Origin of the sequence: Micrococcus sp. 116 (assembly GCF_902506395.1) — a bacterium.
GTDB lineage: Bacteria > Actinomycetota > Actinomycetes > Actinomycetales > Micrococcaceae > Micrococcus > Micrococcus luteus.
Window position 1 is genome coordinate 929,278 of sequence record NZ_LR732370.1, and the last position, 13,288, is coordinate 942,565.

Here is a 13,288-nt window from a genome sequence, read left to right on the forward strand (position 1 = left end):
TCCGTGCGCGTGGCGAGCGGGCGGCGGGGTCGGGGGGCGGGTGCGGTCAGCGATGGGCGTCGAGCCCGGAGCGGACCGAGCCGAGCAGCTCGTCCCACGCGGCCTCGAACTTCTCCAGGCCCTCAGTCTCCAGCACGTCCACGACGTCCTGGTAGGACACGCCTGCCGCGCCGACCGCGTCGAGCAGGGCATCGGCCTCGGCGTAGGCGCCCGTGACGGTGTCCGCCGCGATCACCCCGTGGTCGGCGACCGCCTCGAGGGTCTTCTCCGGCAGGGTGGTCACGGTGTGCGGTGCCACGAGTTCGGTGACGTACAGCGTGTCCGGCAGGGCGGGGTCCTTGACGCCGGTGGAGGCCCACAGGGGCCGCTGCACGGGGGCGCCGGCCGCCTCGAGCAGGCGCCAGCGCTCCGAGTCCAGGGCCTGCTCGAAGGCTCGGTAGGCCAGGCGCGCGTTGGCGACGGCGGCCCGGCCGGTCAGCGCCTCGGCCTCGGGGGTGCCGATCGCGCGCAGCCGCGCGTCGACCTCCGTGTCCACACGGGAGACGAAGAAGGAGGCCACCGAGTGGAGGCGGCGGACGTCGTGCCCGTTCGCCCGGGCCTTCTCCAGGCCGGTGAGCCAGGCGTTGAGCACCCGGCGGTAGCGGGGCAGCGAGAAGATCAGGGTCACGTTCACGCTGATGCCCTCGCCGAGCACGTCCGCGATGGCGGACATACCCTCCACGGTCGCGGGGATCTTCACCATGAGGTTGGGACGGTCGACGGCCGCCGCCAGCTCGCGGGCCTGGGCCACGGTGCCGGCGGCGTCGCGGGCCAGGCGCGGATCGACCTCGAGGGAGACGAAGCCGTCCGCCCCGCCGGTGCGCTCGTGGACGGGCGCGAGCACGTCGGCGGCGCGGCGCACGTCCTCGGTCGTCAGGGCGACGACGGCCTCGTCCACCGAGGCGCCGGCGGCGGCGAGGTCGCGCAGCTGGCCCTGGTAGGCGCCCGCGTCCGCGAGGGCGACGGCGAAGATGGACGGGTTCGTGGTGACGCCGGTGACCGAGCGGGTGGCGATCAGCTTCTCGAGCGTGCCCTCGTCCAGCCGCGTGCGGGAGAGGTCGTCGAGCCAGATCGACACACCGGCCTGGGCCAGCGCGGCGGTGTTCGGGTTCTGCGGGGTGCTCATGGTCTGCGGGTGCCTTCCCTTCGGGGGTGGACGTGCTCGGGGCGTCGCGGGCGCCGGGCCTCAGAGGAGGCCGCGGGTCACCTCGGCGACGTGCTCACCGGTGAATCCGTACTTCTCCATCAGGCGGGCGCCGTCGGCCGACTCGCCGTAGTGCTCGAGGCTCACGCGGGCGCCCGGGGAGGAGGCCGTCACCGTGTGCTCGAACCACGGCATCGCGACGCCGGCCTCGACGGAGACGCGGACCGGGGCGTCGGGGCCGTCGGGCAGGACCTCGGCCCGGTAGGCCGCGTCCTGCTCGGCGAACCACTCGAGGCACGGGGCGGAGACGACGCGGGTCGGGACGCCGTCGGCCTGCAGCAGCTCGCGGGCCCGCACGGCCACGGAGACCTCGGAGCCGGTCGCGATCAGCAGCGCGCGGGCCGGCGTCGGCGCGCCGTCGGCATCCGTGGCGTCGACGAGGACGTAGGCGCCGCGGGCCACGCCCGAGGCGGGGGCGAAGCCGTCCGTGTCCCGGGGGAGCACGGGCAGGTTCTGCCGGGACAGGATGAGGCCGGCCGGGCGGTCCCGGTGCTCGAGCACCGTCCGCCACGCCCACGCGGTCTCGTTCGCGTCGGCCGGGCGGACGACGTCGAGCCCGGGGATGGCGCGCAGTGCGGCCAGGTGCTCCACCGGCTGGTGCGTGGGGCCGTCCTCGCCGAGGCCGATGGAGTCGTGCGTCCACACGTACGTGCTCGGGGTGCCCATGAGGGCGGCCAGGCGGACGGCGGGGCGCATGTAGTCGGAGAACGTCAGGAACGTGCCCATGTAGGCACGGGTCAGGCCGCCGATCGTGATGCCGTTGACGATCGCCCCGGCCGCGAACTCGCGAATGCCGAAGTGCAGGGTGCGGCCGTGCTCGTCGCCCTGCCAGGTCGCCGTGGAGCGGCGGGCCGGGATGAAGGAGGGCTCGCCCTTCATGGTCGTGTTGTTCGACCCGGCGAGGTCGGCCGAGCCGCCCCAGAGCTCGGGCATGACCGGCGCGAGGGCCGTGAGCACCTCACCGGAGGCCGCGCGCGTGGCCAGGCCCTTCTCGTCCGCGTCCCAGGACGGGAACGCGTCCGCGAAGCCGGCGGGCAGCTCTCGTCCGGCCAGTCGGTCGTACAGCCGCGCGTTCTCCGGGTTCGCCTCGCGCCAGGCCTGGAACGCCGCCTCCCACCCGCGGCGGTACTCGGCCGAGCGCTCGGCGATGGACCGGGCACCGGCCAGGAGCTCGGGGTCGACGTCGAAGGTCGTGGTCGGATCCAGCCCGAGGCCCTCCTTCAGGCCGGCGACCTCGTCCGTGCCGAGCTTGGAGCCGTGGATGCCGCCGGTGTTCTGCTTCGTGGGGGAGGGCCAGCCGATCACGGTGCGCAGCTTGATCAGCGAGGGCCGGCCGGTCTCGGCCTTGGCCGCGACGAGGGCGTCGTACAGGGCCTCCACGTCCTCCGTGTACTCGGTCACGGCGTGGCCCTGGGCGCCGTTGGTCCAGTCGACCTCCTGCACGTGCCAGCCGTAGGCCTCGTAGCGGCGGACCACGTCCTCGGTGAACGCGATGTCCGTGTCGTCCTCGATCGAGATGCGGTTCGCGTCGTAGACGACGACCAGGTTCCCGAGCTCCTGGTGCCCGGCCAGCGAGGAGGCCTCGGCGGCGACGCCCTCCTGGATGTCCCCGTCGGAGGCGAGCACGAACACGTGGTGGTCGAACGGGGAGGTGCCGGGGGCGGCGTCGGGGTCCATCAGCCCGCGCACGCGGCGCTGCTCGTACGCGAAGCCGACGCCCATCGCCAGGCCCTGGCCCAGCGGACCCGTGGTCACCTCGACGCCGTGGGTGTGGCCGTACTCCGGGTGGCCCGGGGTCCTGGATCCCTCGGTGCGCAGCCCCTGGATGTCCTCGATCTCGAGCCCGGCGCCCGCGGCGAACAACTGCAGGTACTGGATGAGCGAGGCGTGGCCCGCGGAGAGGATGAAGCGATCCCGGCCCTCCCAGCGGTCGTCCGTGGGGTCCAGGTGCATGACGTTCTGGTACAGCTGCCACGCCACGGGGGCCAGCGAGATCGCGGTGCCGGGGTGGCCGTGCCCGGCCTTCTCCACGGCGTCCGCCGAGAGCGCCTTGATCGTGTCCACCATCCGGCGGTCCTGCTCCGAGTAGACGAACCCGCGGGCCGGGGCCACCCGGTCCAGGGTCGGGGGGGTGGACGGCTGCGCGGCGTCGGTCACGGGTTCTCTCCTGGCGGATCGGGAGCGTCGGGGTGCGGCCCCGGCCGACGCCGGGGCGTCGCGGCGCGGGGCCGTCGTCCCAGCCTAGCCGCGCGACGGCGGGGCGGGCCCGACCGGGCGCCTCATGACATGCTTCGCCCCCGGGCGAACAGCCGTTGACACGAGTAGACTGGGTCAAGGCCTGACCGCAGGCGGACCGCCCGAGTGGCCGATCCGAACCCCGGGACGGGCACGCCCACCGTCCCCTCACCGTGAGAAGCAGATGTCATCCTCCCTGGAGTCGCCGTCCGCCGCCCGCGTCGCCGCCGCCGAGCCCGGCGTCGTCGACCGGTCCCCGCTGCCCCTGCGCCGCAAGGTCCGGGCGTACGTCGAGCTGACGAAGCCCCGGGTGATCGAGCTGCTGCTGGTGACCACGCTGCCGACCATGATCTTCGCGCAGCGCGGCTTCCCGGACGTGCTCACCATGATCGCCACGCTCGTCGGCGGTGCGCTCGCCGCCGGCGCCTCCGGCACCTTCAACTGCTACATCGACCGCGACATCGACCGGGTCATGAAGCGCACCGAGAACCGGCCGCTCGTCACCGGCGAGGTCACCCCTCGCGAGGCCCTCGTGTTCGCGTGGGTGCAGACGGTCGTGTCCATCCTGATCCTCGGGTTCGGCGCCAACTGGCTGGCGGCCGGCCTGGGTGTGGCCGCCATCTTCTTCTACGTGGTCGTGTACTCGCTCGTGCTCAAGCGCCGCACGGAGCAGAACATCGTGTGGGGCGGCATCGCCGGCTGCTTCCCCGTGCTGATCGGCTGGGCGGCCGTGCGCGGGACCGTCGAGTGGCCGGCCATCGTGCTGTTCCTCGTGGTCTTCCTGTGGACGCCCCCGCACTACTGGCCGTTGTCCATGAAGTACAAGCGCGACTACCAGCAGGCCGACGTGCCGATGCTCGGCGCCATCGCCTCCGCGCGCCACGTCTCCAACCAGGTCGTGCTCTACGCGTGGGCCACCGTGGCGTGCTCCCTCCTGCTCGTGCCGATGGGCTGGGCCGGCATCGTCTACACCGCGGTCGCGCTCGTCGTCGGAGCCTGGTTCATCTGGGAGTCCCATGTGCTGCAGGTGCAGGCCCAGCGCGAGGACTTCGAGGACCGCAAGGCCATGAAGGTCTTCCACCTCTCCATCACCTATCTGACGCTGCTGTTCATCGCCCTGGCCGTGGACCCGTTCGTGGGCGCGCCGCTGATGCACTTCGGCGCCTGAGCGCCGATCCGCCCCGGGCGCTCTCCCCGGGACGCAGACGACGACGGCCCCGCACCAGCCGGTGCGGGGCCGTTCGCGTGCGCGGGGCGTCAGCCCGCGGCGACGGTGCGCGTGGGGGCGGCGGCCTCGACCGGGACACCCGGCCCGGCCGTGACGTAGCGGGCGACCTGGCGGTCCCAGGTCTCCGTCGCGGCGGCCACGAGCAGGGCAGAGCCCAGCATGTGCAGCAGGACCACGCCGATCGGCAGGCCCGTGAAGTGCTGGGTGTAGCCCACGGCGGCCTGGAACACGAGGGCGAGCAGGAGCCGCAGCACGGCGGCGCGCTGCAGGCGGGAGGCGCCGGCCGCGCGGCGCACCGTGAAGAACAGGACCAGGGCGGCCGCCAGGAGCAGGTACACCGGGATCACGTGGGCACGCGTGACCAGCAGCGGGTCGAACTCGTGGCGCGGCGAGCCGGGGTCGCCGGAGTGCGGGCCCGTGCCGGTCACCACGGTGCCCAGGTACACGGCGGCCCACGTCAGCGCGAACGCCGCCCAGGCGGCGGCACGGGACCGGCCGGTGGTGGCGCCGTCCACGAGGGGCACCCCCGCCCGGCCGGCACGGCGCTCGGCGGCGATGCGCACCACGAGCAGGGTCGCCACGGCCACCATGATCGAGGACACGATGAAGTGGCCGGCCACCCACCACGGGTTCAGATTCGTCAGGACCACGACGCCGCCCACGAGGGCCTGCGCGGGAATGCCGGCCAGCAGGCCCACGGAGAGCCAGAAGGGGCTCCGGTGGGTGCCGCGCAGGTTCCACAGGGACAGGAACATGGCGGCGGCGATGACCACCAGGACGAACGTCAGCGTCCGGTTGCCGAATTCGATGTAGCCGTGGATGCCCATCTCTGGGGTGTTGGTGAGGGACTCGGGTGAGCACTTGGGCCACGTGGGGCAGCCCAGGCCGGAGCCGGTGAGGCGCACGGCGCCGCCGGTGACGATGATGCCGATCTCGGACGCCAGGGACGCCACGGCGAGGGCCATGGTGGCCTTCGTGAGGCGCTGCGGCAGGCGGGCGGCGAGCCCGGCCGGGGCGGTCCCGGCCGCGGGGGTGGTGGTGGACACGGTGTCCTTCCGATCGTTCGATGCAGGGGGACGGGGAACGGCTCAGGGCCGCCAGCGGAACCAGCGGAGCGCGGCCGCGACGGCCACGGCGCCCCACAGGGTGAGCACGAGCAGGGGGACGGGCGACCAGGCCCCGTCCAGGAGGGCGGCCCGCAGGGCCGTGCCCAGCGCGCCGGAGGGGAGCAGGTCCACGCCGGGCACCCGCGCGGGGAACACCGTGCCGCCGACGGCGCCGAACAGCACCCACAGCAGGTTGGCGACGGCGAGGGTCGCCTCCGGCCGGGCCGTGCCGGCGAGCAGCAGCCCGAGGGCCGTGAAGGCGGCGGCCCCCAGCGCGAGGGCGACGAGGGCCGGCAGGATCCCCTCGGGGTCCGGACGCCAGCCGAGCGCCAGGCCGACGCCGCCGATCACGCTCACCTGCACCAGCAGGAGGGCCACCACCGCCAGGGCCTTGCCGGCGACGAGGCCGAGCGTGCCCAGCGGGGTGGTGGCCAGGGCGGCGAGCACGTCGTAGCGACGCTCGAAGCCCGTGGCGATCGCGGTGGCCGTGAACGCGGAGCTGATCACGGCCAGGGCGAGCACGCCGGGCACGGCCACGTCCAGGCCCGAGCGGCCGGGGGCGTCCAGCAGGCCGGTGACGTGCACGCCCACGAGCGCGAGCAGGGGCAGCACCACGGTGACGAGCAGCTGCTCGCCGTTGCGCAGCGCGGTGCCGGTCTCGTAGCCGGCCTGACGCAGGACGCGGGCGGCCAGCGGGGCGGCGCCGGCGTGGGCTCCGGTGCCGGCCGGGGCGCGGTGGTCGACGACGGGCGTGCTCATGCGGCGGTCTCCCGGAGGATCTGCTCGAGGCGCAGTCCGGCGCGCTCGAATCGGGTGGGCATCAGGGCGTGCTCCCGCCAGCTCGCGGCGAGAACGGCCAGGTCGTCCGGGCCGCGGACGCCGGCCACGCGCAGGCGGGCGGACTCGTCGAGGCCGGCCGCGCGCAGCGGCGCGGGCAGGGTGTCGGCCCAGGCGCGGACGGCGTCGGGGGAGGCGTCGCCGAAGTCCACGTCGACGACGTCGCCCTCGGCCACGCGCGTGAGCTCGGCCAGCGAGCCGGAGCGCACCACGCGGCCGGCGCGCAGGATGGCGACGTCGTCCGCGAGCCGCTCGGCGTCGTCGAGCAGGTGCGTGGTCAGCAGCACGGCGGCGCCGCGGTCGGTCTGTTCACGCACGACGTCGTGCACGACGGGCCGGGTCTCCGGGTCGAGGCCCGCGGTGGGCTCGTCGAGGAACAGCATGTCCGGCCGGCCGACGAGGGCGGCCGCGAGCGCGACGCGCTGGCGCTGGCCACCGGAGAGGCGGCGCAGGGGGCGACCGGCGACGTCGGCGATCAGCAGGCGCTCCAGCAGCGGCTCGACGGGCAGCGGGTCGCGGTACAGGGACGCCACGTGGCCGACGAAGCGGCGGGCGGGGATCGCGGGCGGCAGGCCGCCCTCCTGCCACATCACGCCGATGCGGGCGCGCAGGTCGGCGGAGGCCCGCCACGGGTCTGCGCCGAAGACGCGCACGGTGCCGGCGTCGGGCCGGTCCATGCCGTGGCAGAGGCCGAGGGTGGTGGACTTGCCGGCCCCGTTGGGGCCGAGCAGCACCGTGACGGCGCCGGCACGGGCGGTGAGGTCGACGCCCCGCAGGACGGGGGTGCGGGACCGGCCGCGGCCGAGGCTCCGGTGGACGTCGCTCAGGCGCAGGACGGGCTCGTCGCGCGGCACGGGATCCGGGGTCAGGGGAGGTCGGGGCACTGTGCCAGTCTAGTCCTCGGGCCCTGCGACCCCGGCTCGTGGGGCCGGGGCGCCCGGTCTGACGCGGGTTCCGCCGCGGGCGTCATCAAGCCAGGCGAGCCTCACTTGAACCGTTCCAGATCAATAGGTCATGATGGCGTGGTGTATTCGGATCAGTCTGCGTCGCCCCCCGCTCCGGCCCCGGCCGAGGGCACGCGCGAGCGTGTGCTGCAGCTGGTCCTGACGCGTGGACCCGTGAGCGCGGCCGAGATCGGTCGGGAGCTGGAGCTGACCGCGGCCGCCGTGCGCCGCCATCTGGACGCGCTCGAGGAGGACTCGCTCGTCGAGGTCAAGCGGGTCACCGCGGCCCGCGGCGCGGGACGGCCCTCCCGCCGCTACGTGGTCACCTCGCACGCGCAGGAGCACCTGCCCAAGGACCACCTCGCCGTCGCCCTGGACACCCTGGCCCGCCTCGAGGAGCTCGGCGGGGAGGAGGAGGTGCGCCGCACCGCGCGCCACGCCTTCCGGGAGATCGAGGAGCGCTTCACGGCCGCCGTCGACGGCCGGGAGACCGCGCTGCAGGACCGCACCCGCATCCTCGCGCGGGTCCTCGACGAGGCCGGCTACGCCGGCACGCTGCGCCACTTCGGCGCGGGCCTGGCGCCCACCCTCCGCGCGGACCAGGTCTGCCAGGGGCACTGCCCGTTCCAGGGAATTCCCGCGCGCCATCCGGAGTTCTGTGAAGAGGAGACCGCGCTGTTCGCCCGCCTGCTCGAGGTGGACGTGCGCCGGCTCTCGACCCTCGCCGCCGGCGCCCACGTGTGCACCACACACGTGCCGCTGGGCCGCGACTGAGCCGCGCGGGCCACGCCCCGGCTCCCGCCGACCACCCGACCGACCCCGACCGCAGTGACTAGTGAGAGAGGCTGAGATGACCGACCAGATCGTCCAGCGGGACTCCACGGAGACCGCCGACCCCGGCGTGATCCAGGAGATCCTCGACAAGAACCCCGAGCTCAACGCCATCGGCGCCTACCAGTACGGCTGGGCCGACTCCGACGCGGCCGGCGAGAAGGCCGTCCGCGGTCTGAACGAGGACGTGGTGCGCGACATCTCCGGCAAGAAGGACGAGCCGGAGTGGATGCGCGACCTGCGCCTGAAGGCCCTCAAGTACTTCGAGCGCAAGCCGATGCCGGCGTGGGGCCCGGACCTGTCCGGCATCGACTTCGACAACATCAAGTACTTCGTGCGCTCCACCGAGGGCCAGGCCAAGACCTGGGAGGACCTGCCCGAGGACATCCGCAACACCTACGAGCGCCTGGGCATCCCGGAGGCCGAGCGCGAGCGTCTCGTGGCCGGCGTCGCCGCCCAGTACGAGTCCGAGGTCGTCTACCACCAGATCCGTGAGGACCTGGAGGAGCAGGGCGTCGTGTTCCTCGACACCGACACCGCGCTCAAGGAGCACCCGGAGATCTTCGAGGAGTACTTCGGCACCGTGATCCCGGTCGGCGACAACAAGTTCGCCTCCCTGAACACGGCCGTGTGGTCCGGCGGCTCCTTCGTGTACGTGCCCAAGGGCGTGCACGTGGAGATCCCGCTGCAGGCCTACTTCCGCATCAACACGGAGAACATGGGCCAGTTCGAGCGGACGCTGATCATCGCGGACGAGGACTCGTACGTGCACTACATCGAGGGCTGCACCGCCCCGATCTACCAGTCCGACTCGCTGCACTCGGCCGTCGTCGAGATCGTGGTGAAGAAGAACGCGCGCGTGCGCTACACCACCATCCAGAACTGGTCCACGAACGTGTACAACCTCGTGACCAAGCGCGCCGTGGTCGAGGCCGGCGGCACCATGGAGTGGATCGACGGCAACATCGGCTCCAAGGTGACCATGAAGTACCCGGCCGTGTACCTGACCGGCGAGCACGCCACCGGCGAGACCCTCTCCGTCGCGTTCGCGGGCAAGGACCAGCACCAGGACACCGGCTCCAAGATGGTGCACATGGCCCCGCACACGAACTCCTCGATCGTGTCCAAGTCCGTGGCCCGCAGCGGCGGCCGCGCCGCCTATCGCGGCCTGGTGCAGATCGCCGAGGGCGCGAACGGCTCCGCCAACTCGGTGGTGTGCGACGCCCTGCTCGTGGACACGGTCTCCCGCTCCGACACCTACCCGTACATCGACATCCGCGAGGACGACGTGACCCTCGGCCACGAGGCGACCGTCTCGAAGGTGTCCGAGGAGCAGCTCTTCTACCTCATGAGCCGCGGCATGTCCGAGGACGAGGCCATGGCCATGATCGTGCGCGGCTTCATCGAGCCGATCGCCCGCGAGCTGCCCATGGAGTACGCGCTCGAGCTCAACAAGCTGATCGAACTGCAGATGGAAGGATCGGTGGGCTGACATGACCGACACCGTTGAGAACACCCAGCGGACCATGATCCCGGGCATGGGCGAGGAGGGCGAGAAGCTCACCGCCGCGCAGAACCCGGCCGCCCGGGCCGGGGGCCGGGAGCGCAACGCCGCGGGCTCGCGCGCCGATCGCCTCAGCTCCTTCGAGCTGTCCGACTTCCCCGTGCTCACGGGGCGCGAGGAGGACTGGCGCTTCACCCCGCTCAAGCGCCTGGGCGGGCTGCACCTGCCCGAGGGCGACGACGCGCGCCTGACCGGTGCCGCCCCCGCCGTGACCGTGGCCGAGCAGGCCGGCGTCACGGTGGAGACCGTGGCCCGCGACGACGCCCGCGTCGGCTCCGTCCTGACCCCGGACGACCGCGTGTCCGCCGCGGCCTGGAACTCGGTCTCCGAGGCCACCGTCGTGACGATCTCCGGTGAGGTCGCCGAGCCGGTGCGCATCGACGTCGTCGGCTCCTCCGCCGACCCGGCCGCGATGCACCTGACCGTGCTCGTGGAGGAGAACGCGCAGGCCGACGTCGTGATCGCCCACCGCGGCACCGCCGTGCTGGCCCAGAACGTCGAGTTCGACGTGCGCCGCGACGCCCGCCTGAACGTGGTCGCACTGCAAGCCTGGGAGGGCGATGCCGTGCACGTCTCGGCCCAGCAGGCCTCGGTCGCCACGAACGCGCACTTCAAGCACGTGGCCGTGTCCTACGGCGGCGGCGTGGTGCGGCTGACCCCGACCGCGCGGTTCGCCGCGGAGCGCGGCGAGGCCGAGATGTACGGCCTGTACTTCGCCGACGCCGGTCAGCACCTCGAGAACCGCCTGTTCGTGGACCACAACCAGCCGGACTGCGTCTCGAACGTGCTCTACAAGGGCGCCCTGCAGGGCACGGACGCGCGCACCGTGTGGGTGGGCGACGTGCTGATCCGCAAGGAGGCCGAGGGCACGGACACGTACGAGAAGAACCAGAACCTGCTGCTCTCCGACGGGGCGCGCGCGGACTCGGTGCCGAACCTGGAGATCGAGACCGGCGTGATCGAGGGGGCGGGCCACGCGTCCGCGACCGGCCGCTTCGACGAGACCCAGCTGTTCTACCTGATGGCCCGCGGCATCTCCGAGACCGAGGCCCGCCGCCTGATCGTGCGCGGCTTCCTCAACGAGATCATCCAGAAGATCGGCATCGGCGACGTCGAGGACGAGCTGACCGCCGTCATGGAGGACGAGCTCCGCATCGCGCAGCTCTGACCGACGCCCCGCAGACCCCACCGCCTTCCACCCGAGGAGAACCACCATGGCAACCCTGCAGATCACCGACCTGCACGTGCAGATCGCGACCGAGAACGGCCCCAAGGAGATCCTGAAGGGCCTCTCCCTGACCATCGAGACGGGCGAGACCCACGCGATCATGGGCCCGAACGGCTCCGGCAAGTCCACCCTGGCCTCGACCATCGCCGGCCACCCGCGCTACGAGGTCACCTCCGGCTCCATCACCCTCGACGGCGAGGACGTGCTGGAGATGGGCGTCGACGAGCGCGCCCAGGCCGGCCTCTTCCTGGCCATGCAGTACCCCGTGGAGATCCCGGGCGTCACCATGACCAACTTCCTGCGCACCGCCAAGACCGCGCTTGACGGCGAGGCCCCCTCGCTGCGCACCTGGACCAAGGACGTCAAGGGCGCCTTCGAGGCCCTGCAGATCGACCCGGCGTTCATGAACCGCAACGTCAACGAGGGCTTCTCCGGCGGCGAGAAGAAGCGCGCCGAGATCCTCCAGCTCGAGCTGTTCAAGCCCAAGTTCGCGATCCTCGACGAGACCGACTCCGGCCTCGACGTCGACGCGCTGCGCATCGTCTCCGAGGGCGTCAACCGCGCCCAGGCGCAGAACGAGATGGGCACCCTGCTGATCACCCACTACACGCGGATCCTCAACTACATCAAGCCGGACCACGTGCACGTGCTGGTGGACGGCCGCGTCGCCGAGTCCGGCGGCCCGGAGCTCGCCGAGCAGCTCGAGGCCGAGGGCTACGCCCGCTTCGAGAAGGCCGCGGCGGGGGCCTGAGATGACGGAGACCGCGAACCAGGTGCCCACGGAGGACATCCGTGAGGCCCTCAAGGACGTGATCGACCCGGAGCTGGGCGTCAACGTCGTGGACCTGGGTCTGCTCTACGGGCTGCACTACGCCGACGACGGCGCGCTGCTCGTGGACATGACCCTGACCACCGCGGCCTGCCCGCTCACGGACGAGATCGAGGACCAGGTCTCCCGCGCGATCGGCACCATGGTGGACGAGTGGCGGCTGAACTGGGTCTGGATGCCCCCGTGGGGCCCCGAGCGGATCACCGAGGACGGGCGCGACCAGATGCGCGCCCTTGGCTTCAACATCTGATCCGGTCCGGACGACGACGGCGGCCCCTCACCTTCGCCCAGGAGGTGAGGGGCCGCCGTCGTCGTGGGGGAGTGCGGACGGACCCGCAGGCGCGGTGCTCTCGGCTCAGATGTCCAGGGAGGGGGCCCGGAACGTGTCGCACTGGCGGATGTCGGGCTCCTGCTGGGCGCTCTGGTAGCCGCGCATGAACCAGGCCATGCGCTGCTCGGAGGTGCCGTGCGTGAACGCCTCGGGGTCCACCCGCCCGGTGTGGGTGGACTGGATGCGGTCATCGCCCACGGCGGAGGCCGCGTCGATGGCCTGGCGCAGCTGGTCCTGCGAGATCGGCTTCAGGAACGGCTCACCGGACTCGGGGTCCACGGTGGAGGTGGCATGCCCGGCCCACATGCCGGCGAAGCAGTCGGCCTGCAGCTCTGCGCGCACGGCGCCGGAGGTGGGGCCGGTGGTCCCGTCCTTCGAGTGCTGCAGGTAGCCGGTCACCTGCTGAACGTGGTGGCCGTACTCGTGCGCCACGATGTACTCCTCCGCCAGCGGTCCGCCCTCGGCGCCGAAATCGGTCTGCAGCGTCTCGAAGAACGCGGTGTCGAAGTACATGGACTCGTCCGCCGGGCAGTAGAACGGGCCCGTGGCCGAGGAGGCGCTGCCGCAGCCGGTGCTCACGCCGCCCTGGAACAGGGTCAGCTGCGGCTGGCGCCACTGGATGTCCGAGAACTGGGCGAGGTACTCGCCCCAGAACTCGTCCGCGGCCTCGGTGGTCGCGACGACGCGGCAGTCCGTGTTCTGGTTGGCGTCCGCACCGCTGGCGCACTCCTCGTCCGAGAGGGGCTGGCTCTGGCCGCCCGAGCCCGTCTGCTGCTGGTACTGACTCTGGCCGACGGACCCGCCGCCCGTGTCGATCCCGAGCTGCTCGGCCAGCCCGGGGGCGAAGATCGCGAGCAGCAACGCGAGCAGGCCGCCGCCACCGCCGATGGCGATGCCCCGGCCCCCCAGCCC

The 13,288-nt window shown here is 72.8% G+C and carries 12 protein-coding genes; 6 read left to right on the forward strand and 6 right to left on the reverse strand.

What is annotated here, in order from left to right; all coding sequences use genetic code 11:
* Window positions 1-46: 46 nt before the first annotated feature.
* Window positions 47-1,165, reverse strand: a complete 1,119-nt coding sequence (tal, locus tag CITRIK5_RS04375; protein ID WP_159833135.1) for a transaldolase — start codon at window positions 1,163-1,165, stop codon at window positions 47-49.
* 60 nt (window positions 1,166-1,225) lie between these two features.
* Window positions 1,226-3,400 carry a transketolase gene (gene tkt / locus CITRIK5_RS04380; protein ID WP_159833137.1) on the reverse strand — a complete coding sequence of 725 codons (2,175 nt, stop codon included), beginning with the start codon at window positions 3,398-3,400 and terminating at the stop codon, window positions 1,226-1,228.
* A gap of 262 nt (window positions 3,401-3,662) precedes the next feature.
* Between tkt and CITRIK5_RS04385 the strand changes: the two genes are divergently transcribed.
* Window positions 3,663-4,646: a heme o synthase gene (locus CITRIK5_RS04385; protein ID WP_060973634.1), complete on the forward strand. Its 984-nt coding sequence runs from the start codon at window positions 3,663-3,665 to the stop codon at window positions 4,644-4,646.
* Between the two features lie 89 nt (window positions 4,647-4,735).
* On the opposite strand, the gene CITRIK5_RS04390 is transcribed toward CITRIK5_RS04385, so the two are convergent.
* Genes CITRIK5_RS04390 through CITRIK5_RS04400 form a run of 3 tightly spaced genes read right to left on the reverse strand, consistent with a single transcriptional unit; the run spans window position 4,736 to window position 7,533 of the window.
* Window positions 4,736-5,752: a heme A synthase gene (locus tag CITRIK5_RS04390; protein ID WP_095353368.1), complete on the reverse strand. Its 1,017-nt coding sequence runs from the start codon at window positions 5,750-5,752 to the stop codon at window positions 4,736-4,738.
* A 42-nt stretch (window positions 5,753-5,794) separates the two neighbouring features.
* Complete coding sequence (locus CITRIK5_RS04395; protein ID WP_036315265.1) at window positions 5,795-6,571, reverse strand: ABC transporter permease; 777 nt, start codon at window positions 6,569-6,571, stop codon at window positions 5,795-5,797.
* Window positions 6,568-7,533, reverse strand: a complete 966-nt coding sequence (locus tag CITRIK5_RS04400; RefSeq protein WP_230956199.1) for an ABC transporter ATP-binding protein — start codon at window positions 7,531-7,533, stop codon at window positions 6,568-6,570. Before CITRIK5_RS04400 ends, CITRIK5_RS04395 begins: the two co-directional genes overlap by 4 nt.
* A gap of 141 nt (window positions 7,534-7,674) precedes the next feature.
* On the opposite strand from CITRIK5_RS04400, the gene CITRIK5_RS04405 reads away from it, so the two are divergent.
* From CITRIK5_RS04405 to CITRIK5_RS04425, 5 genes are all read left to right on the forward strand, one after another.
* Complete coding sequence (locus CITRIK5_RS04405) at window positions 7,675-8,367, forward strand: metalloregulator ArsR/SmtB family transcription factor (RefSeq protein ID WP_223247562.1); 693 nt, start codon at window positions 7,675-7,677, stop codon at window positions 8,365-8,367.
* Between the two features lie 76 nt (window positions 8,368-8,443).
* Window positions 8,444-9,916 carry a Fe-S cluster assembly protein SufB gene (gene sufB / locus CITRIK5_RS04410; protein WP_002855322.1) on the forward strand — a complete coding sequence of 491 codons (1,473 nt, stop codon included), beginning with the start codon at window positions 8,444-8,446 and terminating at the stop codon, window positions 9,914-9,916.
* 1 nt (window position 9,917) lies between these two features.
* Complete coding sequence (gene sufD, locus CITRIK5_RS04415; protein ID WP_036315255.1) at window positions 9,918-11,156, forward strand: Fe-S cluster assembly protein SufD; 1,239 nt, start codon at window positions 9,918-9,920, stop codon at window positions 11,154-11,156.
* A 46-nt stretch (window positions 11,157-11,202) separates the two neighbouring features.
* Window positions 11,203-11,967: a Fe-S cluster assembly ATPase SufC gene (gene sufC, locus CITRIK5_RS04420; RefSeq protein ID WP_070708818.1), complete on the forward strand. Its 765-nt coding sequence runs from the start codon at window positions 11,203-11,205 to the stop codon at window positions 11,965-11,967.
* A gap of 1 nt (window position 11,968) precedes the next feature.
* A complete protein-coding gene (locus CITRIK5_RS04425; protein WP_070708819.1) occupies window positions 11,969-12,295 on the forward strand; it encodes a metal-sulfur cluster assembly factor in 327 nt (108 codons plus the stop codon).
* 105 nt (window positions 12,296-12,400) lie between these two features.
* On the opposite strand, the gene CITRIK5_RS04430 is transcribed toward CITRIK5_RS04425, so the two are convergent.
* Window positions 12,401-13,288, reverse strand: an 888-nt coding sequence (locus CITRIK5_RS04430) for a neutral zinc metallopeptidase (RefSeq protein ID WP_201294444.1), incomplete at its 5' end; no start/stop codon positions are given.